Origin of the sequence: Bacillus cereus group sp. MYBK95-2 (assembly GCF_051915225.1) — a bacterium.
Lineage (GTDB): Bacteria > Bacillota > Bacilli > Bacillales > Bacillaceae_G > Bacillus_A > Bacillus_A cereus.
The window spans coordinates 108,432-130,367 of the sequence record NZ_JBQAEH010000003.1; the positions used below are offsets into that span (position 1 = coordinate 108,432).

Below are 21,936 nucleotides of genomic sequence, written 5' to 3' on the forward strand. Positions count from 1 at the left end.
GGATGTCTATCAATATTCGTCAAAAACGTTTTACTGTAGCGGTAAACCAAATCCTTCAAGAAGAACTGAGAAAGGGAAATCTTCCTACATCCAAGGAATTCGCTTCTCGTTTAAATAAACTATTAAGAGATCAAGAATTAAGTGCTCCTGAGTATACATTTAAGCGTATTCGTAATGGTGAATTAGCTGAGTCTGATTTTTTTAATGAAGTTGTTGAAAAAATTCAAAAAGATTTGATGATTCTTTACGAAAATACAATTGCTGTTCATAACCAGCTAAAGGGAAAGTTTCATTGGTTTGAAGTAGAAAAGAATCGATTAGAGTATGAAGCTAGAAGATTAGAGTCGGAATTAAAAGAGAAAATTTTGCTATATGGAAAGACAGGTTACTTAGCTAGTATCTTTGATACATTGGATGACCTATCTAAAATTGATTCAGAAGACAATGTATCTATCGATATAAAAAATCATCAAATAACACTTAAAAAACAGGAGAATACCTCATTTTTAATTAATCCTGCTAGTGAAATTAAGTTCGTTATGCCAAAGAGTTCTGTAAGTACATTTAAGAAGATTCCCATTTCAGGGAAGATTGAACAAGCATTAAATGTAAATACAAATGAAACATTCCAAGAAGTATGGTTGTCTAAAACGGAAGGGCCAGCTGATGGATATATAGATATCAAATTTAATGATAAACAGGTATTGAATCGAATTGATTTAAGCCTACATACAATTAAAAGTGCTACTGTGTATATTGAATTCACGCTAGATGAACTGAATTATTTCCACTTACCATATTATCCAGATGGTAAGCAGACGGGGAATAATGTATCTTTTTATTTCCCGACAACAGAAATGAAGAATATGCGAATTTGGATTCGCAAACAGGAAAGTGATAAAGAAATTGTCCATCCTGAAGGTTATTCATATCAGTACTTGTTTGGAGTTAAAAAAATTCAATTTTTCCAATTAAGTTATCCAGAAAGAGGAGAGGTTGTTACAAAATTTCTTACGCCAAAAACAGATGAGACATTCTCTATTGGGAAAGTATCATTGGTTACAGAAGAAGAGATTCCGGACGGTACGGATATCGAGTACTTTGTACGAGTAGATGATAGGGAAGAGAGCTGGAAACAGATTTCGCCTGTTAACAGGGATACTGCACAAGCACCTAACCTAATTGATTTTAAATATGTTGTTCATGCTAGTCCAACAAACTTGGGCATTAGAAAGAATGTCGGTGACCAAGAATCTGAGATTATTGAACTGCAAGCAAATGGAGTCGCATTCTACTCATTAGGTTCTATTGAGAAGCGTAAAATCGTTCCGCGAACAGAGCGTTTATATATGGGTAAAGATGCTTGGAGTGTTCAGAAGACAGTCGAGAATTTTGGTGAAACCCATATCCCTTCTCTCGATGATTGGAAGAAGCCATCAAATGATATCGTTCGAAATGTAATACCAATCAAGGAAGGGAATCGAGGACTGATTTTACAAGATGAACAATTCACACAACATACGCAACTGTATTATGGAATGGGTATTTTCTATGAAGGAAAAGAACAAGTGCTTTCTACAATCCCATCATCTACAGAACCGATTGCCATCTTCTTAAATGGAGAAAAGTTATTTGAAGGAATCCCTTCTTCTCAAACTAATGTAAACTACAAATTTAAACAGGGATGGAATGATCTAACTGTGTTGGTGTATGTACAGAATTTGAATAAGGACTGTACGATTGATTTAGGATTTGATCCGATTCGTGTAAGTACTCATTGTTATTTTTCAAGTCAGTTCCTGGAAAAGGTATCTGTATTCGACTTACGATATAACACAAAGAACAACGATTGGTCTAAGTACGCCCTTTATGAGAAAGATGGAAAGGTTTATATTGTGGTTAATCATTCACTACCGGGTGTAACATATGATTTTTACTATGACTATGTGGATGAAGTAGAGCACCGAAATATTCAATTAAAAATCGTTATGAAACAATTCTCAGTAGGGCAGTATACAACACCTGTATTACGTCGATATACATTACAATTTAGTTAGTGAAGAGTTATCAATGGGTAAAGAAATGCTAAGACATACTTGTTACAAGTCTCAGAATAAAAATAGGTAAGTACTGTCCCAATTAGAAATGACAAAACGTATGTGTTGGTAATTTACACAACTGTATTAAAGAAAAATACCTATCTAAAGCTTAAATAAATGAAAGGGATGGCAAAGAGATGAAAATAGAAAAGAAATATAAACCTTCTTTCCATAAAGCCAATGCTCGTTACCGTGGTGTTACTGAGCTTTCCCAATATACGAATTTTGTTCTTGAATCTGCCCACGACCTTTTATTATTAGGAAACATTACAGAAGGAAATGAAGCAACACATAAAGATGGACACAAAAAAGAAATGTACAATAATTTCATTTCTATCATGACAGGTGATCAGGAAGTAGGAAAGTCGAGTTTATTTACGGCTTCCACACTTCAAAAAATTGATTACTCACGAACAGTTCCTATTCCTGAATTAGATAGTTGGAGCCCTTTAAATGGCTGTACAAAAACAGCAGTGAGTGACGCAATTAAGCTCTCTTCAAATGGATTGCTAGATCCAGTAGGAATGTTTAGTACTCTTTATGTAGAACCAGGAGACAAGCTTTATATTCGAATGAAGGTAAGAAGTACAGGTGGTGCTTCAGACTTTTCCTTTGGTTCGAACAATATGCGTATGGGACCAGATAAGAATGGTGACACAAGGAAGGTTCCTTTAGCGAAAAGTAATGAATTTATCACTATCGATTACGTGTTACGTTTCCAATATGCTGAATCGGTATCAATTAATATAAACGTTCATGAAAAACCGAAAGAGTTAAAGGTGGAAAATGTTGAAATAAAAGATCTTGAGATATATTACTTTAATGAAACACCAATTCAAGCTTCATCTATCGACATGGTTATTAAACCAAATGTTGATGAACTAGAAGAAAAAATTAATTCGATACGATAGGGAAGGTGAGTACATGCGCCCGATTACATTAAGAAATCCGAATCTAAACAAGGGGCCTAGCTCTTCTGAAGAGTTTAATAAACTACGTAATGACATCCAGACTGATATTACAAATTTGTTTGATATTGTTAATAGTCATGATGGCATAATCTCTGAAAATATGGATCATATTTTACGTGAAAATTACTTCTTACAAAACCGTCTAAAGAAGTTAGAAGGACGGGTGTATGAGCTAGAAAAGGATTACCAAAATAATAGTGTAGACGGAGAGAGTATCCTAACTCGGTCCTTCTATCATGCAAGCAATATTATTTCCTCAAATGCAAATAATCCCATTAATATAGATACACTTCACGGAATTGTTACCCCAGTTGTTGTTAGATCTCATGATAAGATTGCTTATAAGAATGACTTAGGGGAATACATATTACCTAGCAACCTAGAAGTAAGTGTATTTGAGTCCTCAGATGTAGAGCCAATTGATGAAGAAACAAAACAACGCAAGTTCTATGCAGTAGATTCTAGTGGTATTACTAAAGCATTTGATGGAGATAAGAACTCATTTTGGGTTCGTCAATCTGAATCTAATGAAAACAAATGCGTAACAGAAGTGTATGGATTAATTCATGTGAAAATTCCACAAAATATTTCTAATAACATTTATACAAACACAATTACTATTCATCCATCTCCGGAGTACTCTATGAGTATTCTTGATATTCAATATAAGAATCAAAATGGAGAGTGGAGGCGTATTGAAACCTACCCAATTAAAAAGGTAAACAATACAGAAATTCCAGAAGAGATTGTTGAATCTGGTAAGTTAGTATTCTCATTCCCAAGAAGACAAGTAACAGAATTACAAATTAAAGTAAAACAACCTTACTGGTTTAAGCATGATAACAAACGAATTTTTATGTATGGATTCCAAGACATCGTTGTTGAATACCGTGAATATTCCCAAGATACTGCGGAATTCACAACAAAGTTCTCTTTAGAAGGAACAGATCGTCGTTTTACAAATGTAAACACGCCAAAGGTAACAGTACCCGTTGGATGTCCATCATTTAATGATTACACTGTAAAACATGAATTGTACTTTGATGAAGGACTAACGGAGAAGTTTGATTTTTCAACAGATATTTTCCAACCAATTCAAACTGTATATGTAAAAACACTTTTAAAAACAGCAGGGGATCAGGTACCAATCTTACGCGAGATTGAATTGCCTTACCGACATGAAGAATTAGAAGTGCTTTAAAAAGAGAAGGGAGCATAACCAAGATGGTGTGCTCCCTTCTCTTTTAATTTATTAAATGGTTCATCATTTTCATCAACAAAACAAATTTGTGATTTTTCCAGACACCATCATAATACTTACATTCCCCAGAGATAAAAGGAGGGATATAATTACCGTGTTCTTGATTATATATTATTAGATAATTATTTATTTTATAAGTAAAATACTACAATCACTATTCCTGTAATTAACGCCGCTCCAAAAAAGCCTACTAACATTTTTCCATTATTACCATTAATAATTTCTTTTAGTTCTTCTTTTGCTTTTTGTTTATTTTCTCCACTTGAAAAGAGATAACTAATAAAATAGGCAATTACTAAGAATAATGAAGCTATTATTTCTATCATTATTTATGTACCTCCGTAATTTAAAATATCTCATAAATTATACCAGCTAGAATACTCTAAAGTAAGAAAAATTTAATTATATATTATACTGTCCTTAAATTAAGTTTTAAATTATCACTAGAATAAGGATTTTTCCCTTTTATTCTTAACTACACGAATTTTAGCATCAATGCTTTAATATGATTGTTTAGCATTTCAACAATATGTTTATTATTATTTTAATTAGTAAACGAAAAAGACAGCCTAAGATGGCTGTCTTTTTCGTTTAGGGAGGAATTTAAATAATTAGGTAAAGTAGATAGGATGAAACAAGTTCGAATTCACGGGAGATGTGAAAGTACAAACTTGCGGGGTAACTTACTTACTTAATAAAACCTTTTCATCATGAATATGCAATCTTGTATTGTCAAAATATTAGAAAGAGGGGATTAGAGTTATTATCTAGCCTTTATACATAATACGTATTTAGTTGGATTAGTGTCAGAAAAATAAAATTATTAGAAAACCGCTGAGCAAAAAAATCAAGTTTATATTTAGCCATCGTTCCAAAATCTTCAATATATAGTTGTGAATTTTTACTAATTTTGATGTTTAGAAATTATATAGCCCGTCACTTACAGAGGTAGACACAGTTGCTAAAAGGCTGAGGGTAAAAGTATAGAAAATAGAATTACTGTAAAACGATATATTAAAGGATACACGCTGAATATAATAACAATATTTATAGAAAGGGGAATTTTATATAATTATAATTTAATATAAGATAATTAAAATGAATTAGCGGAAAAAGCTTTACATGCCATTAATTGAACGCCTAGCGAATGTTTCATCAAGTAAGATAAATAAGGAAGTAGATTTTATATACAATTATTTTTGTCAAATAAGATACACAATCAAGACATTCGATAGAGATAAAGTGTGAATAATGAGAAAGGTACTAACTTTTGGATGAAACTAATGTACTTGAAACGTATGTAGTGTACAAGTGCTGCAGAAACAAAGTGATTTGTGATGAATAACGAAGAGTCTTACAAAAAATTATATGAGAATGTATGTGCGGAGGGAATAGACAGTGTTTCCAAAGGAGGATTTAGAAACATTCAATTCAATGAATGTAATAGAGGAATTATATTATGAAATCTAATACGATATTATTTAAGAAACTACTCTTATTATGTACAACGTTTATATCAAATTTTAGTGCCTACCCTGCGAAGAAAGATAGGGATTACAAGTCATACAAGAAATAAGAATTTATTGAAGTTGCAAAAGAAGGAGAGGAAAAGGAAAAGTTGAATCCGACTAAGGACGAAGTATCTATCAAAAAATCTAAGAAGAAAAGCATGGTACAACGAGTGGGGGAATCTAAGAAAAAGAATGAGGAAATTAATGAAAAATATCCGCATTATAAAGATGTGAATGAAAATGCACTAACAGTATGATCAAATTAAGGTCGTAATTTCTTTCCACAAAGTCATAGAGGCAGCGGGAAATCCTAGATTCAGTGAGATAACTAAACTATTCTCTATTTTCGGATATTAGTTCATGGTGGAGAGAATTCAACGATTATAACGTTTGATTTTTATAGAAATGTAACGAAGAAAGAGCAAGATGGTGTTAAAAAATAATGAGGTTAAAGATGAGATGGCTAATAAAGAACAAGAGGACCCTAATCCTGAATCTGTTACGAAATCTAGTAATGTAATTCCAAATGATTATTGGGGGCATGGACATAAAAAAACAAAGGAGCTATTACACGACTAGGATTAAATTATTGATAATAAGGCACGTATAATACACCTGCTACACAAAAGAGAGAAGAACAAGAAATACAACTTAGAGGCGAAGAAAAGGAATTAATTGACTACAATCAGGAGGGAGCAGTTTACAAAGAGCAGCAACGCATATATGAACAAAGAGTTTAATAAAGACAAAAAGTCCTTCAAAGTATGAGAAAACTGTTGAAGGACACTGATGAAAAATTCGGATTTCGTAACCAGATGGTTTGTTTTACGAATAGTTCAAAGGTACCTAAACGATCGATTCATATTATTCTATAGGTTTGCTTCTTTTATATCACTAGTCCTAAATAACCGCAAAAAAACAAAAACGACAACAATCTGAATATATAATTTTATACATTCACTAGTATCTCATTGTAGTACTCAACATAAATTACCAAGTAATCAATAAATTATCCCTTTTGTATATAATTTTCGCAAAATCACTTTGACTCATTAATTACCATCATTATAAAATAATAAAAGGATATATCTTATTGGCAGTTATATGCTTAGGTATGTCCTTTTTATAATTATAAAGAAGAAATTCAAAAACAGTAAGTAAGTGTAAGGAAAACGAGCTGAAGCAACAGACAATGCAAATAATGAAGAAACTCAGGGAAATCTGTCTATTGCTGAAGAAAAGGATTACTAAAAGAAAAAGGGGATAAGTTTAAAATGAATATTAATAAATCATTTAAGGGTATCGCAATAGCAGGGTTAAGTGCTAGTTTCATGCTAGTAGGTTGCACATTAAATACATATGGACTTACACAGTCAGAGTATAGAAAAGTAGATAAGTATTATGATGCAGATAAAATGGTATCTGACCTAAAGAAATTGCACTATAGTGATGAACAGATTGAAAATCAACTAAGAAACGCATTGTCTAGAATTGAGTATGAAAAGGGAAGTAAGGAAGACGAATCAAGTAGTAAAGAAAGTAAATCAAATGTATCAGACACAGAAGGTGAAAACAAGGTAAAGGTATCTGAAGAAGATTACCCTTATCGTTTGACTGAACTACACTTAGAATTCCAGTATCATTTAAAAAAATTAGAAAAGAAAACTGATGAATTATTTACAGAAGAGGGTGTCTACCTAGGTGAGATAGATTCCTTAATTAGTCACATTAGTTTGGACATAAACCGTTTTGAAAAAATCAAACCACCAAAAAAGTATGAAGACTACCAATTTTTAATAAAAGAAGGGGTAGAAGAGATTAGAAAGCACCTAATAAAAGTAGAAGATGCAGTTAGACAGTATGATGCCCGTAAGTATGATGGTGAATATGATAAGGATAAAGCAAAAGAAAGCATACAAAACGGTATGTTTGGGATAGATGATGGTGTTTCTAAATGGGAGACAGTATTTAATGGGATAAACGAGAAATACCCTGATGTAGAGCAAAAGGTAAAAGAAGAGAACCAGAAACATGCGAAAGAGGGTCATCGTGAGGAAGATTTAAACGACAAAGTTAGTGGTTCAGAAGTTGATAAATACAAAGCAGCCATCGTAGAAAATACAAATAAGATGGATGAAGTTATGAGACTGATACAAGATATAGGGCATTCAGATATAAAGGATTATGAGTCAAAGAAAAGTGAAATCCAATTGAGTTTGGATATGGCAAAAATACACGTAAGAGACATCAAATACCTTGAGGCACCTAAAGGGTTAGAAGTTGAACAAAAAAAGATAAAGCAAGCAATGGATAATTACTGGAATGCTCTGCAATTACTCTCAGAGGCATTAGAAGAACAAAATGATAATAAATTGGAACAGGCAGAAAACAAAGCAGAACAGGCAATGAAACTATTTAAAAAAGCAACTGAGAGTATTAAAAGTAAAACGAACTAACCATGAAAATGGGCATATGGCGGTAGCCCTATTGCAAATTAACAAATAAAAAAAGATAAGATCGGAGAGTAGGATCTTATCTTTTCATAAAGAGAAATATATTGCAAGATATCTTATTATTGAATATCTTGTTTCCTCTAATGCTTTTCTTCTTGGTTAAACATCTATTGCGTCATAATTATATAACCAAAAATTATTATTAAAATTCCAAATCCTATAGCAGCATCCAATAACACTTGTCCATCAGTACCTGCACACAATTCTTTTAAATCTGCTTTTGCTTTTTTCTTATCTTCTCCTGTTGAAAAGAGATAAATAATAGAATATGCGACTAGTGAAAATAGTGCCGCGATTATCTCTATCATTACTTATGTCTCCTCTACTATATGTTTACTATTAATTAATAATTGCTTTATACATTATATCAGCTAGGGTGGAAGTATATTGCAGTGTGAGCCAGTCTGATGGGGCTTTATCGACTTAAAAAGAAAATAATATTAAGAGCGGATCATGTCTTTCTCAAAATGGGAAAGGGTTTGCTGTGCAACAAGAGCTTAATTGTATTAAGTGTAGGAGGAATTCGAATGGATGAAATACCAAAAAATAAAAACCTGTTGTTATTGATTTATCTTAGTTTAGGATTGAATTTCATCACAGATCCATTAGCATTATTTATAGGCGGGATGGCAACGGATCCTCCAGACAGCAGGCAACTTGATTTTTTGAAAGGATTTCTCTTCGTTCAAGCAATACCACTTTTTATATTGTTTATATTTTTGGCATGGTACTCTATCCGTAAGAGTAAATATGCTTATGCTGGAATAGCCTTTTTAGTCTGCTATCATTCTAGGTACCCCATTGTTTGGATATATGATATGTATAATTCTTTCGCTAAGAAGGTCTTTTTAATGCCTGATGGTTACAAAGGATGTGTGGGTGTCCTTCATAACATCAAGGATGCACCACCTCTAAAAATTGAAGATAAGAAAATAATATATCAAGTAACTAAAGATGGACTATTGAAAACATCATCGAATGAAAGGATTGATAGAGAAAGTTACCTTGATTCTGGGTGGTATAATGTAGAATTCTATTATGTAGACAAAAACGGAAACCAAGTTAAGAGGTTAGAAGAAAGCATTTGCGGTAGCCCCAAGTCGAGTGCATTCCTTTATTAACGTGTTATATACATCTAATCATAAAAACTAACAAGCGTAACTGAGAATGGTCATAAGACTCAAAGAACTGAGAGTTTTAAATATCAGGTACAAAATTATGATTTAAATATGTTACAACTTTATAGTGCAGACGAAGATGTTCGTATGAGATTGATTAAACAAGGGTAAATATATTAGTAGGGTTAGGTGAAAAAGCCTAGCTCTTATTTTAGGGGGATATTGCATAAATGGAGCGGGTTATACAAGAGTTTTTTTCTCCAAGTAAAAACTATAAGGTTCAAATCTCTAAAAGGAAGGATGGTCTTTACACAACAGAAGCGTATAGGTGGATGGAGGATTGTGGATATGAATTTTGGAGTTATATATCACAAGGATTGACTTTGATAGATAGTAAGGAACATGCGCAAAAGATTGCTATGGAACAACTAAAGGAATGTTCAAGGGATGAGTATTAAAAACATGCTATTTTATCTGTAAAATTATAAGTAATTATGATGTTTTATGAAAATATAGAAGTGAATTTCAATTAATCTTATTTTTCTTATGTGAATTATAGGTTATAATAAAATTGGGTGCAAAGATGCACTATTTGAAAAAGAGTGCAAGGCAAAGAGGAATCCGTAAAGGATTCCTTTTTTGTTTATTAGACAATGAAACAACTTTGTAAGTATCTCCTTCTTTTTTTAGTATAAATGAACTTCTACTTTATAAACATAAAAGGTTTTTTGGGGGAATTGCCATATTCCTGTAACAAAACAAAGGTATGTTATGTGTGTTAAATATAAAGAGAAAGAAGGAAAAGTTGTGAAAAAAGTTTTGCCAATTGTTGCGTTATTAGGCATGATGAGTTTTGGAGTACAGGAAATGAATGTAAGAGCTGATACATACCACAAGGGCGATTCAAAAATTAGTTTTTGGGATTCGAAAAGAAAGGGTACTAATTTCATGAATAGTACGTCATTACCTGAAAACTATAAAAGTGCAAAAGAAGCTAATATTGAATATGTACGTTTAGCACCTGATAAATGGGCAAAAGATAAAGACTTTCTATTTGAGGATAAACCAGATACTTCTGGAAAGGATTTTCTGATAGGTAATGCAGATAACTACCAGGGATTAGTAAAGGAAGATCTAGAAAAATTAAAGGCGGATTTAGATGCCGCACAATCACAAGGAATGAAAGTCGTTCTTACAATGTTATCCTTACCTGGTGATCGATGGCGCCAATTTAATAATAATAAGAATGACGACAGAATATGGGAAGAAGAGAAGTATCAAGAACAAGCAAGTCAATTTTGGAAGGACCTCGCTCTGGAACTAAAAGATAACGCCGCGGTGGTTGGTTATAATATTATAAATGAACCACATCCAGAAACAGCTAAAAATAATAGATATAATGATTTTTGGACGGAAGATTACGAGAAATGGTATGCAAAAGTGGAGGGAACCACAGCGGATTTAAACAGATTTTATCAAAAGGTAATCAATTCCATTCGTGAAGTAGATCAAGAAACACCGGTTATTTTAGATTCAGGTTTATATGCTACTCCATGGGCCTTTAAATACTTAAAGCCAGTAAAAGATAAAAAAACGCTTTACGCATTTCATATGTATGAACCATATGAATTAACGAGTCAAGGTGAAAAGAAAAATAAAGAATATCAATATCCAGGATTAGTAAAAGTAGGAGACTTAGAGAAACCTGTAATGTGGAATAAGCAGGGATTAGAGAAGTTTTTGAAGCCAATCCAACAATGGTCTAAGAAAAATCATGTACCATCTAATCGAATTATTGCAGAGGAGTTTGGAATTAACCGTACTGTTCCAGGTGCTACCCAATACATGCAAGATCTTATTTCTATCTTTAACCAAAAAGGGTGGCATAAATCATTCTATGCATTCCGTGAAGACACATGGACAGGGATGAATTATGAATTGGGAACAGGAAAAATAAAATGGGATGAAGAGGGTAAACCGATGCGTCAAGATAATTCACTCTGGGATGTAATAAAAAAAGATTTACAAACGCGTAAATAGTTTAGAATATTAGGCCTAAGGACTAAATGTAAGCATCTAATTCAAATAGAATTAGATGCTTTTTATTTCGAAAAAAGGTGGAGTTGAATAGAAGATTCCATCTTTTCTTTTGCATAAAGAGTACCAATCAGGTTTATTTACAACGAAAAATAAGATTTTTAGAGAATAGCTTAGAAAAAAATGTGGAGGTTCAAACAAATGTGGTCACAATTGTTTAAACCTTTAAAGTAAAATGGAAGTTGGACAGTTGCTATACAGGCAGCAAATTTACAATATGTTTCGGCTGAGCCTTCGGGAAATATAATAGCAAATCGTAATGCAGTTAATGAATGGGAGAAATTCGAATTAATTCCGACTGGGGAATTATATACGTACGCTTTAAAAACTAAAAGTAATGGGAAGTATGTTTTGTTTGAGCCAAATGGTAGAGTAGTAGCAGATCGTACATCAATTGGTGCATAGGAAAAGTTTATCTTATATAATGGTGGAGACAATAGGATATATGTATTACAAGCACTAAGTAATGGTAGATATATATCAGCAAATGGTGGTAGAGAATTAACAGCTACTAGTTATGTAGCTGGAAGTTGGGAAAGATTTGTTATTGTATACTTCTAAACTTTGAAGTGTTATATATCTAAATGATAATGGCATGTTTAGTTGGTATAAATACCTAATACAATAAAGTTTTAAGCATGTAATACAAGTGTATATTAACGTGTAAAAGGGCTGCAAATAATTAGCAGTCCTTTTTGCATGGACTTACTGAGGTTATAATGAGAAGAAAAAGAACCCTATAGGGTTCTTTTTCAAGGCATATTAACAGTAAGGAGAATCATGAAATGCTACTTCAAATCTTTATTAGGGGAAAGATTTTGAAAAAGCTTAACATGTATTTATTTTTACATAAATGTAAGATGTAGTAAATTGATAATATTTATACTTACTATTACTAATATTCAATTAAGATAGTTAATACTATTTATATAGTGTTAACTGGTGTATAGTACAGTATAGATTTAGAAATTTAATATTAGATTACATTTGTTAAAAAAGTTAATAGATATATTATTTCAAATTCTAACTAACATTTAAACAATTTTAATTGAAATTGGTTGTGTATTAACCCTTATAAGCCAATAAAAGTAAATAAAATAAACAAAGACCCTGTAATAAATACAGGGCCGGATACAGGGTTAAGGGAACGCATAGTTTCTTAATATCATAGTAGCATATATTCTTTGTATAGCTACATGAGGATTTTGACAGAATTAAGAACAAGACAGAAAATCTGTAGGAAAGCAAATATAGTGCTGGAAATGTGATTTTAAATTAAGCTATAGGTATATTGAAATGTATGAAAACTCTTGAGTACCATGATTAAATTGCCTTTAATTATGAGGTTTAGGTTAGAGGGATAATTGGATCTTACTGAAAAGAAAAAATGTTTTTTAGATTAAAAGAAGAAAAGACACCTTTTGGGTGTCTTTTCTTTAAGTAAACAGTTCACATATTGCTGAATTAGATACGAAACTATAATTCGACTACGAAGTAAATCCTAACATAATCTGAACAGAAAAAATATGTAATATTACATTTTTAGTTTTTAATTATTTTATTCAATATAGAGAAGCAACGTAAATAAAAGGGCATGCAGTCGTATCTGCAACCCTTTTTAGGAGGAATTCAAGACACCATTAGGACACGTATTGGTAAACAGGTTCAAAAATAGTATGTGTGAAAAGAAAAAGTCCTATACCAAAAGTAGACAGGACCTTATCTTTTTTACATTTTAAAAAATGAAATTCTGTCCTTTTGAAATCAGTACAGCACACACTTGGTTTGAAATGAAATTAGAAAAAGTATACATGAAAATGGCAGACAACTATTTTGTTGCCTGCCGGTGCCAGTGGGTTGAATGAGTTAGTCAATTCAATAAATTGTGCTATCCCATTACCAGAAGAGTGAAGCCGCTAGTTCAAACGGCTTAGACATAGTTTGTCTAATAAAGAAAAAATTATGAGTAGAAATTTTGTTTGCTCTATATGAAAAGATAAATAGATATTCATCAGACAAGGATAATTTAGCATATCTTGAATAGGGTGTAGGAACGAATTAAAGAAAGGGATATTTGTTTAGGAAGGGACTGACTCAGGAGTGGGACTTTCGGACAGGGGTTGGGGAGCGGTGATTGCCTTTGGCATTGCGACTAATATCGTTGCTTGTATAATGGCAGTATACATTCAAAAATATGAGCTAATGATAAATCATCTTACAAATATTTTATTTTTAATAATTATCTCTTTAACGTTTATAAAGATGAAAATTAACAGATGGGTGGCTTTAGGATTTACATTAGTTGTAATAGAGAAAGGTATTAAAGCGGGCTATGACTTCTACACACATAATTATTATAGTGTCAGTTGGAGTTTAGCTATCATTGTCTATTGCATATACGAGATGGAAAAGTATCATATTGAAATAAACGAATAGGCGCAACAAAAAGGTGTTAGTAGGTGGAATTCTTTTTAAAATACTATAAAAAAGACACTACAAGAGTGTCTTTTTTTTGAAAATACTCTATAATTAACTTTGGGGAAGGTAATGTTAGAGTATTCGTTTAGCATTATCTTTATATTTGATAAACCATGAAATCGAAAGATTTTGTGGTTTATTTTATGAACAATAGATATTAAAGTATTGGTAGTGAGTTATTAATCATTTTAAGCATTAGGGGAGAATGGATTAAAAGTCTAACATCGAATAACGGTTCCGGAATATAGTGTTGCGAAATGATCTCCCATATCCCAAACGGTACTTGCCTGTATATAGCCCTTAAAGCCTTCTGAAGAATAATAAATCTCTTTTGGTATACTTTCTTTAGTTTGGAAATGTGCTTTAGAGTACTTTACATAATGGTTTTTAACAACTTTTGCTTCTGGAACAATAGTGTTTTTTTGTTCCAATTTTGGCCTAGCACTAGAAGGTGGTATGAATTTTACATTGTCTTGGTAATTAGGATCTAAGGTGTCAGCTTGTACACTGTGTGACGAAACAAAGGTGCTTAGACTACTTCCCGCGATTAAAGTTGCAAATACTAACTTTGAGAATTTTGTTAATCTACTCATTCTATAATCTCCTTTTTATTATTTTGTAAGGTATCTCCTTACACCTCACAGTCTATATCCACTACAAAAGGGTGTACATACATATTGATAGACAAAATTCTACAAAATACCGCATGTTTTTGGGGTTTATGTATAATAATCCAATGTCTAATAATCTACCAAAAGTAAAAAGGTAGGTCTTATATAAAAGAAAATGAATAATTTATGCAGGTAATGTATATGGAATTATTGTTTAAATATTCTAAAATGAGTTGATAAAGATGTTGGTAGGTTTTTTGGAAAACAAATAATTCCCTAGGTGAAATTTGGAGGGAACATTCTCTGTTAGAGTTTTTATAAGGGAATTCATTTTCGTAGATTCAAAATGTAAAAATAACTAAAAGAGCAAGTGTTTCAATGGGTAAAAAGCTATGTTGAGTCTTTTTTCTCTGTTGGTGGTCGTCTAATCAATGAAATGACGGATGCTTATGATAGTTTGTGTCTAGCAACATTCGTGTATAAACGAATGAATTAAGAAAAGGGTGAAATATTGGATAACTCGAAATGGATGCCTTTAAGTAATGTTGATGATGATGAGGAAATTTGGGTAGGAGCAAGAGTTAGGTTGTACAATGTTGGTATGAATAGAGAAGATAAAGAAAATAATTTCTATGAATATATTATTTCTTATATCTACGACAACACTAACTACTTACAACTAACTAATTTAACAACAGGAAAAGCAGGTTATATTATTTGTGTCATTGAAAAAGAATTACCAAATAATTATGCTTTGGGCAGAACATTAAAGCAAAGAATAGGTTTAGAAAATACCTATTTTAGATTTGAATAATCAACAAATAAGGGAAGCACCAACTCTAAGGTGTCTTCCCTTATTTAATACTTTTTATCAATAATCAATATTAACAGAGCCTAAATAAAAAAGTGAGAAAAATGATAAACACTCTTCTCACTTTCATCAATTAGGGTGGCATATACATAAATATGCGTTTGGGTGGATTTTGGATGAAAAATCCACATGCATAGTATAACAAAAAAATTATGGCTTTTCGCATGTAATATTGCATATGAAAAATAGTAAAGTTTTAAATTTTAATATTAACAACTTATATATATGTGTTACAATGTAATTCTCTAATTTATTTTATTCTCCTATTTAGAATTTATAGTTTAGTGATTCAATAAAACAAAAGTGGTTGTAATAAATAGATAAAACGATGAAATAATACAGTTAGAATGGTTAAAAGGCAGTTAAATATAAGTATTAAAAGAAATAAATTTACTTATTTATGTTTAGTGAATGTATTATGGTAAGAATTTCATCCGATTGGATTAGCGCTAAACTAGATTTTTATCCAAACAAATCCAATAATTATTTTTTAAATGAAGTATATGTTGCATCAAGTTTATTTGGAATAATTCGTAGTCTAATAATTGCTGAATCTAGAAAAATAACATATTCGAAAGGAGGACAGATAAAACTCTGTCTGTGAAAATTAAATCTCTAAATTATAAAGTATGGATAATAGGATGTAATTGTGGTTTCATTTCGAATGGTACCATAAATGAATGTGGAAAAGTAAAGGAGAAAAATTTAAATAAACTATATAAGTAGTAAAAATGAAAAGGAGAAGTAGCTAGTGTTTAATATAAAAGAAAGATTGGGGCAAATAAAGCTTAAAACGAAGTTGTCTATGGCATTTATAGCAATATTAATTATACCAAGCCTTATCGTAGGAGTATCATCTTATAATAAATCAAAAACAGATCTTAATGAAACAATTCTACAATCAGCAAAAGATAATATAAGTATTTTAGATAAGATTGTTGATGATGAATTAGAAAATAAGCATACAGATATCACTCATTTTGCAAAGGTACTCACACAAGGGGATTATAATCCTGAACAATCGCAAAATGTACAGAATAAATTTGATCAATATATACAGTTACATCCAGAGATAGAAACGATTTATACGGCATCCAGTAACAATCAATTTATTCATGCACCTGTTGGAAAAATACCAGAAGGGTTTAATCCGCTAGAAAGCAGTTGGTATAAGGATGCAGTAAAAGCAGATGGAGAGATTATTGTTTCATCTCCATATAAATCAAAGTCTACAGGAAATATGGTAATTGCAATTGCAAAGCAGAATGCAGATAAAAGTGGTGTCATTGGCGTAGATTTGAATATTAAAGATATCGTAAAAACATCCAAAATGATAAAAATTGGGAAGCAAGGATTTGTATCTATAGTTAGTCAAGATAAAACTATAGTTGTTCATCCATCACTAAAACCTGGAGAGAAATTAGATAAAACTTTAGTGGATGAATTGTACAAGACAGAAGATGGAGTAATTACTTATAGCCTCAATGGTGAAGATCGAAACATAAGCTTTAAGACAAATAAAAAAACAGGTTGGAAAATAGCTGGCGTAATGCCTACGAAAGAAACTGAAGAAGCTACCAATCCTATTTTTTATAAAACGCTCACTATAATAGGTGCTTCATTATTGTTAGGTGGAATTGTAATTCTATTCATACTCAAATCTATAATTACTCCACTAAGACAATTAGTCATTTCAGCTCAAAGAATTAGTCAAGGAGATTTAACCGAGAAAATAGATATTCGTTCAAAGGATGAACTTGGTCAATTAGGTGGTAGTTTCAATACAATGGCAGAGTCGTTACGTAATATTATTTCTCAAATTAACACATCTGCAGGACATGTAGCTGCGTCTTCTGAGGAACTAACTGCTAGTGTAGAGCAAGCAAGTGTTGCGACAGAACAAATTACAAAAGAGATGGAAGAAATCTCGAACAGTGCAGAGGTTCAAAATAATGAAGTTGAGTCTGGAGCTGAATTAATTGGTGAGGTAACACGAAATATTCAATACGTAGCTGAGAATGCTTCTGAAGTATCGGCTTCATCCATATACACTAAACAAAAAGCCAATGAAGGTGAACAATTAGTAGAACAAACTGTAACACAAATGCAGTCTATCCATCACTCTGTTTCTCAATCCGATAATGTCATAAAATTATTAGATAAGAAATCACAGCAAATTGGCAGTATATTAGAAGCGATTCAAAATATTGCGGAACAAACAAATTTATTAGCATTAAATGCAGCGATTGAAGCAGCTAGAGCTGGGGAACAGGGGAGAGGGTTTGCAATTGTTGCTGATGAAGTTAGAAAGTTGGCGGAGCAATCATCCGAATCTTCAATGGAAATTGGAAGTTTAATTAAGGAAATACAAGCAGACGTACATGAGACTGTAAAAGCTATGAATGAAGTAGGCGTAGAAGTACAGTCGGGAATTAAGGTTGCGAATGATACAAAACAAAGTTTTTATGAGATTTCAAAATCTGCAAATGATATTGTATCAAAAGTGCATGGTATGGTAGAACTATCAAATAAAATGACAACTGATGCAATGAAAGTTGATACATCGATTGATCAAATAGCTATGGCTGTAAAAGAAAATTCTTCAAGTATGCAAACGATAGCTGGTTCATCTGAGGAACAACATGCTTCTATGGAAGAGGTAAATTCTTCAGCAATACAATTAGCACAGATGGCGGAAGAACTTCAAGAGTTAATTGGTGGATTTAAGATTTAAGTTGAGATTCTAGGAGAGAATGCTAGAATCTTGTTACAGAGTGGAAATGAAAAATCTTATAACATAGTAAATAAGTATAATATGTACTCTCTATGCGTATTGAACAGGCAGATAAGCCATTTAAAAACCCTCCATTTGGAGGGTTTTTAAATACATTTACATTAAATTTGTGGTGGTGCACCACCATAATCGCCAACACTATATGAAGGAGCAGGATAATGCCCATGAGTAGCAAGCTGATCTGTTTTAGAAAACTGAAAAATTCCCACCGTTAATACCCCAATAAAAGCAATGCCTGATAATAATAAGCTAATTTTTTTCATTATTTTAACACTCCTTTTGCGATTGATTTTTGTCTTGCTTGATAACAAATATGGAAATAGTCACTTACTTTTTGGTGGTTCTCTAATTGTCTACATTTTGTGGCAAATAATTCGGCGTATTCGACAACATATTCCCATAATTCTTCTTCCTCAAAGTATAAGATTCCTTCTTGAATGATTTTTTCTAATTCTTCCAATGGAATATTTTCGTTTAATTTTTTTAAAATAGAGAAGTGGTGTGTGTATTCTTCGTTATGAATTTCTCTACAAATCTGTAGTCCCTTATCAATGAGTTGGCTGGCCGTTGATTGTTCTCCTAACTTATAATGTTCCTTAGCTTGTAGGAAGATGGCCTTGAAGTGTGTAGGGATTTTCTCTGTTACTTCTGAAAGGTGACGAATAGCTAAAGTAGACATACTTTGATCAGAATACAGCCACCCCATAGTATTTTTTACGTATAACAAGGAATCTTCTTCCCTATTTTTTTGTAGTAAATCAATTGCGCAATGTAGATATTCTTCTGCTTGTTCGTACTGTTTTAAATAGATGCAGCAACCACCTAGCAAACTATTACAAAAGGCTGTTTTTACTTCATAACCTTCGTACTTTGAAAAGATTGCTCTCGATTTATTTGCGTACTCGATAGAAGCGAGATTGTTATAGGTATGGTGATAGAAAGTAGCAATTCTATAGTAAAATTCAGCATGTTCAATTTCATCTGGTATAGCTACCAATATTTTTTCTGCTAGTTTATAATGTTCCTCTGCCTCAGTATAATTAGATATAAAAGTGGAATGAATGGATTTGAAAAAATGATAATAGAATTGTAGAAATTGATCTGTAGGCATATCATAATCGCTAATAGTATCAAAACTATTTTGTTGAATACCAAGGCTATCTGTTAAGACCTTGTAACGAAATTCGAGTAGTGAATAGTATAGTAACAAATTTTGATCCTGATGTTCTTGATCCGGCTCAATGCTTAACTTATTAATTTTTTCATCAATTTTCTTTTTTAGATTAGTAGCTTTTATAACTTGTTGAGATAGCATAGCTCGATACCAGTCGTTCAATAGAGAGGTTAATTGCTCATTTCCCTTTACTGAAACACTCATAATATACGCCCCCATTTTCTAAAAAAATCCTAATCCAATTTAATTATAAACATCATAACAAAATAGAAGAAAAAATGGAGTGATATTACAATATTTTTCAAGAAAATTCATAAAAAACAATCAATTTGTGTCGAATATACTTAGAATAAAACATCCAAAAATTATCAAAAGATGATATGAGTCTTTATACGTTCTATCAGGTGAACTTAGAAACTGTGATTGAAGATTTATGAAATTTCCTTTTCTTAAAACGGATCAATTACATATTAATTTTTAAATTATTTTATCGGATACATATAGTATGTATCCGATAAAATATATAAATCTTGCGTATGTAAATAAGAAGACAATAAAGAAAACAAAAAAGAACTTGTAAGAATTCCTACAAGTTCTTTTTTAGATAATGTAAAAAGGTGAAACAGAACATCTCATTATTTGTAATAGTGAAATTATCTTACTTATGGTTTTGTTTTATAGAAGATGTACTATATTGAAGATTTGTTCTTATTGTTGATTAAAGGCAAATTAAAGACTGGTAGGGAGGAAGTGCATAAAAGAGAAAGCCTTCTTTACTTATTCTGAAAAGATAATTCAAAAAGCAATTTGTGTATAGAATAAGCAATGCATGAATTCATCAACATTGGTGATAATAAATCAGAGAATCAATATATAAGCATGAACTTTAGTGGAATAGCTACAAGAAGGGGATAATTCTATAATAGTAGATATAATTATCAAAATTTTCATCTTAGTTACTTTTCGGGTAGGATAAGTAGAAGAAAATAGGAAGTTTTTCTTTGAAGAAAGCTCTTTTGACAGGAATAGATTTTTTCATAACTAGAACAAATAAATTAATAATCGCATATACTGTATTGTCGTTAAAGCAAGACATTATTTTCTCAGAATAAGGGAATCACTAGAAAAATATGTGATTCCTTTATGCTTAAGTATAATGTCAATAGTTGATTTGAAATAACCGAAGAAATAAAATCTTTGTTAATGGACAATCACATAATTTTAGGTATAGTAGGTTTATAATTTAGACTATAAAAATTAATGTATCTTTTATTATTTTAACCAAGAAGACTCCCTCCATAAGGAACTCACAGCAAGTATGGGGAAGTGGGAGTAGTTCAAAGCATACAATATTGTTTGATTTGGCTAATACATAGATTTATCATCTCAGAACTGGTGTAAGAATTATAATGTTTATACCATTCTATTGTATTTTCTAAAGTCTGTTGTAGGGACCATTTTGGCTGCCAATTAAGATTGAATTTTGCTTTGCTAATGTCAAGATTTAGTAAATTTGCTTCATGAAAATTTATTGGACCTATATTTTCTGCTGTCCAATCCCCGCAGCCCCAAATATCTAGTAAACTGGTCACTAATTTTTCTACTGGAACAATATTGCTTAGGGATGGCCCGAAGTTCCATGCTCCTGAATAAAGGATACCATTATTTATAATTTTTTCTGTAAGGAGTAAATACCCGCTTAAAGGTTCTAGTACATGTTGCCAGGGTCTAATAGCAGTAGGGTTTCTAATAATAATGTTTTTGTTTGATTCTAATGCTCGTATACAATCAGGAATAATTCTATCTATTGACCAATCACCACCACCAATTACATTACCAGCTCGAACGCTTGCAATTATTTTCTTGTGTTGAGAAAAGTTTTCTTCTGAAAAGTAAGAATTTCGATAGGAAGAAATTAAAAGTTCACAGCATCCTTTGCTTGAGCTATATATGTCATGGCCGCCCATAGGGTCAATTTCACGATAACCCCAAGGCCATTCTTTATTTTCATAGCACTTGTCACTTGTCACCATAATTCCTATTTTAGCTGATTCATGTAATCGAATTGCCTCTAGTACATTCATAGTTCCTACAACGTTTACCTCGTATGTTTCTCTAGGATATTCATATGAATAATTAACTAGAGGTTGGGCAGCTAAATGGAATACAATTTCAGGTTTATAATCTGTAAAAACCTTATTTAATTTATTAAAATCTCTAATGTCTCCACGAATATCAATTATATTATTTTGAAGGTTAGTAATGTTAAAGTTATCATTCTTATTTTTAGGATCTAATGAATATCCGATTACAGTAGCACCTAATTCATTCAACCATAGGGATAACCAAGAACCTTTAAAACCAGTATGTCCAGTAATTAAAATTGTTTTTCCGTAAAAAGCATTATTAAAGTTTTGGTTTAACAATTAGTCCACCTC

The 21,936-nt window shown here is 31.7% G+C and carries 18 protein-coding genes and 1 pseudogene; 13 read left to right on the forward strand and 6 right to left on the reverse strand.

Annotation, left to right across the window (positions count from 1 at the left end):
• Positions 1–2: 2 nt before the first annotated feature.
• From ACTFN4_RS11935 to ACTFN4_RS11945, 3 genes are all read left to right on the forward strand, one after another.
• Positions 3–2,057 carry a hypothetical protein gene (locus ACTFN4_RS11935; protein WP_439962337.1) on the forward strand — a complete coding sequence of 685 codons (2,055 nt, stop codon included), beginning with the start codon at positions 3–5 and terminating at the stop codon, positions 2,055–2,057.
• Positions 2,058–2,236: 179 nt separating this feature from the next.
• Positions 2,237–3,010 (forward strand): hypothetical protein, encoded by a 774-nt coding sequence (locus ACTFN4_RS11940; RefSeq protein WP_439962339.1) that lies wholly within the window; start codon positions 2,237–2,239, stop codon positions 3,008–3,010.
• Between the two features lie 13 nt (positions 3,011–3,023).
• Entirely contained in the window at positions 3,024–4,271 is a 1,248-nt protein-coding gene (locus ACTFN4_RS11945) for a hypothetical protein (protein WP_025966510.1), read from the forward strand.
• A 191-nt stretch (positions 4,272–4,462) separates the two neighbouring features.
• Here ACTFN4_RS11945 and ACTFN4_RS11950 read toward each other — a convergent pair whose 3' ends face one another.
• Positions 4,463–4,657: a hypothetical protein gene (locus ACTFN4_RS11950; RefSeq protein WP_029960707.1), complete on the reverse strand. Its 195-nt coding sequence runs from the start codon at positions 4,655–4,657 to the stop codon at positions 4,463–4,465.
• A gap of 1,292 nt (positions 4,658–5,949) precedes the next feature.
• Here ACTFN4_RS11950 and ACTFN4_RS11955 point away from each other — a divergent pair.
• The 3 genes from ACTFN4_RS11955 to ACTFN4_RS11965 all read left to right on the forward strand — a co-directional run bounded on the left by ACTFN4_RS11955 (position 5,950) and on the right by ACTFN4_RS11965 (position 8,298).
• Positions 5,950–6,099 carry a hypothetical protein gene (locus ACTFN4_RS11955; RefSeq protein WP_179885249.1) on the forward strand — a complete coding sequence of 50 codons (150 nt, stop codon included), beginning with the start codon at positions 5,950–5,952 and terminating at the stop codon, positions 6,097–6,099.
• Positions 6,100–6,271: 172 nt separating this feature from the next.
• Positions 6,272–6,421 (forward strand): hypothetical protein, encoded by a 150-nt coding sequence (locus ACTFN4_RS11960; RefSeq protein ID WP_166572394.1) that lies wholly within the window; start codon positions 6,272–6,274, stop codon positions 6,419–6,421.
• A 695-nt stretch (positions 6,422–7,116) separates the two neighbouring features.
• On the forward strand, positions 7,117–8,298 hold the full coding sequence (locus ACTFN4_RS11965; RefSeq protein WP_025966509.1) for a DUF7018 domain-containing (lipo)protein: 1,182 nt from the start codon (positions 7,117–7,119) through the stop codon (positions 8,296–8,298).
• Positions 8,299–8,462: 164 nt separating this feature from the next.
• Here the strand turns inward: ACTFN4_RS11965 and ACTFN4_RS11970 are convergent, their stop codons facing one another.
• Positions 8,463–8,663: a hypothetical protein gene (locus ACTFN4_RS11970; protein ID WP_098398125.1), complete on the reverse strand. Its 201-nt coding sequence runs from the start codon at positions 8,661–8,663 to the stop codon at positions 8,463–8,465.
• A 219-nt stretch (positions 8,664–8,882) separates the two neighbouring features.
• On the opposite strand from ACTFN4_RS11970, the gene ACTFN4_RS11975 reads away from it, so the two are divergent.
• From ACTFN4_RS11975 to ACTFN4_RS11995, 5 genes and pseudogenes are all read left to right on the forward strand, one after another.
• Positions 8,883–9,476 carry a DUF6843 domain-containing protein gene (locus ACTFN4_RS11975; RefSeq protein WP_025966507.1) on the forward strand — a complete coding sequence of 198 codons (594 nt, stop codon included), beginning with the start codon at positions 8,883–8,885 and terminating at the stop codon, positions 9,474–9,476.
• Positions 9,477–9,703: 227 nt separating this feature from the next.
• Complete coding sequence (locus tag ACTFN4_RS11980) at positions 9,704–9,931, forward strand: hypothetical protein (protein WP_136363565.1); 228 nt, start codon at positions 9,704–9,706, stop codon at positions 9,929–9,931.
• 313 nt (positions 9,932–10,244) lie between these two features.
• Positions 10,245–11,513 carry a glycoside hydrolase family 5 protein gene (locus ACTFN4_RS11985; RefSeq protein ID WP_439962341.1) on the forward strand — a complete coding sequence of 423 codons (1,269 nt, stop codon included), beginning with the start codon at positions 10,245–10,247 and terminating at the stop codon, positions 11,511–11,513.
• A gap of 231 nt (positions 11,514–11,744) precedes the next feature.
• Positions 11,745–12,131, forward strand: a pseudogene (locus tag ACTFN4_RS11990) (fascin domain-containing protein); the annotation flags it as partial.
• 1,539 nt (positions 12,132–13,670) lie between these two features.
• Entirely contained in the window at positions 13,671–14,006 is a 336-nt protein-coding gene (locus tag ACTFN4_RS11995) for a hypothetical protein (protein ID WP_335446443.1), read from the forward strand.
• Between the two features lie 260 nt (positions 14,007–14,266).
• On the opposite strand, the gene ACTFN4_RS12000 is transcribed toward ACTFN4_RS11995, so the two are convergent.
• Positions 14,267–14,641: a hypothetical protein gene (locus ACTFN4_RS12000; RefSeq protein ID WP_000088960.1), complete on the reverse strand. Its 375-nt coding sequence runs from the start codon at positions 14,639–14,641 to the stop codon at positions 14,267–14,269.
• A 547-nt stretch (positions 14,642–15,188) separates the two neighbouring features.
• On the opposite strand from ACTFN4_RS12000, the gene ACTFN4_RS12005 reads away from it, so the two are divergent.
• Positions 15,189–15,473, forward strand: coding sequence for a hypothetical protein (locus tag ACTFN4_RS12005; RefSeq protein WP_002024558.1), 285 nt, complete (start codon positions 15,189–15,191; stop codon positions 15,471–15,473).
• Positions 15,474–16,281: 808 nt separating this feature from the next.
• Positions 16,282–18,264, forward strand: coding sequence for a methyl-accepting chemotaxis protein (locus tag ACTFN4_RS12010; protein WP_439962342.1), 1,983 nt, complete (start codon positions 16,282–16,284; stop codon positions 18,262–18,264).
• A gap of 161 nt (positions 18,265–18,425) precedes the next feature.
• Here ACTFN4_RS12010 and ACTFN4_RS12015 read toward each other — a convergent pair whose 3' ends face one another.
• The 3 genes from ACTFN4_RS12015 to rfbG all read right to left on the reverse strand — a co-directional run bounded on the left by ACTFN4_RS12015 (position 18,426) and on the right by rfbG (position 21,924).
• Positions 18,426–18,587 carry a hypothetical protein gene (locus tag ACTFN4_RS12015; RefSeq protein ID WP_000724107.1) on the reverse strand — a complete coding sequence of 54 codons (162 nt, stop codon included), beginning with the start codon at positions 18,585–18,587 and terminating at the stop codon, positions 18,426–18,428.
• A complete protein-coding gene (locus ACTFN4_RS12020) occupies positions 18,587–19,702 on the reverse strand; it encodes a Rap family tetratricopeptide repeat protein (protein WP_000116953.1) in 1,116 nt (371 codons plus the stop codon). Before ACTFN4_RS12020 ends, ACTFN4_RS12015 begins: the two co-directional genes overlap by 1 nt.
• A 1,133-nt stretch (positions 19,703–20,835) precedes the next feature.
• Complete coding sequence (gene rfbG, locus ACTFN4_RS12025) at positions 20,836–21,924, reverse strand: CDP-glucose 4,6-dehydratase (protein ID WP_000934347.1); 1,089 nt, start codon at positions 21,922–21,924, stop codon at positions 20,836–20,838.
• Positions 21,925–21,936 lie beyond the last annotated feature (12 nt).

Bases quoted from the DNA above. Each gene is read 5' to 3' on its own strand.
- ACTFN4_RS12005 (WP_002024558.1), top strand. From the start codon at position 15,189: ATGCCTTTAAGTAATGTTGATGATGATGAGGAAATTTGGGTAGGAGCA.
- ACTFN4_RS11965 (WP_025966509.1), top strand. From the start codon at position 7,117: ATGAATATTAATAAATCATTTAAGGGTATCGCAATAGCAGGGTTAAGT.
- ACTFN4_RS11950 (WP_029960707.1), bottom strand. From the start codon at position 4,657: ATGATAGAAATAATAGCTTCATTATTCTTAGTAATTGCCTATTTTATT.
- ACTFN4_RS11945 (WP_025966510.1), top strand. From the start codon at position 3,024: ATGCGCCCGATTACATTAAGAAATCCGAATCTAAACAAGGGGCCTAGC.
- ACTFN4_RS11970 (WP_098398125.1), bottom strand. From the start codon at position 8,663: ATGATAGAGATAATCGCGGCACTATTTTCACTAGTCGCATATTCTATT.
- ACTFN4_RS12015 (WP_000724107.1), bottom strand. From the start codon at position 18,587: ATGAAAAAAATTAGCTTATTATTATCAGGCATTGCTTTTATTGGGGTA.
- ACTFN4_RS11935 (WP_439962337.1), top strand. From the start codon at position 3: ATGTCTATCAATATTCGTCAAAAACGTTTTACTGTAGCGGTAAACCAA.
- ACTFN4_RS11985 (WP_439962341.1), top strand. From the start codon at position 10,245: ATGTGTGTTAAATATAAAGAGAAAGAAGGAAAAGTTGTGAAAAAAGTT.
- ACTFN4_RS12020 (WP_000116953.1), bottom strand. From the start codon at position 19,702: ATGAGTGTTTCAGTAAAGGGAAATGAGCAATTAACCTCTCTATTGAAC.
- ACTFN4_RS11940 (WP_439962339.1), top strand. From the start codon at position 2,237: ATGAAAATAGAAAAGAAATATAAACCTTCTTTCCATAAAGCCAATGCT.
- ACTFN4_RS11975 (WP_025966507.1), top strand. From the start codon at position 8,883: ATGGATGAAATACCAAAAAATAAAAACCTGTTGTTATTGATTTATCTT.
- ACTFN4_RS12000 (WP_000088960.1), bottom strand. From the start codon at position 14,641: ATGAGTAGATTAACAAAATTCTCAAAGTTAGTATTTGCAACTTTAATC.
- ACTFN4_RS11980 (WP_136363565.1), top strand. From the start codon at position 9,704: ATGGAGCGGGTTATACAAGAGTTTTTTTCTCCAAGTAAAAACTATAAG.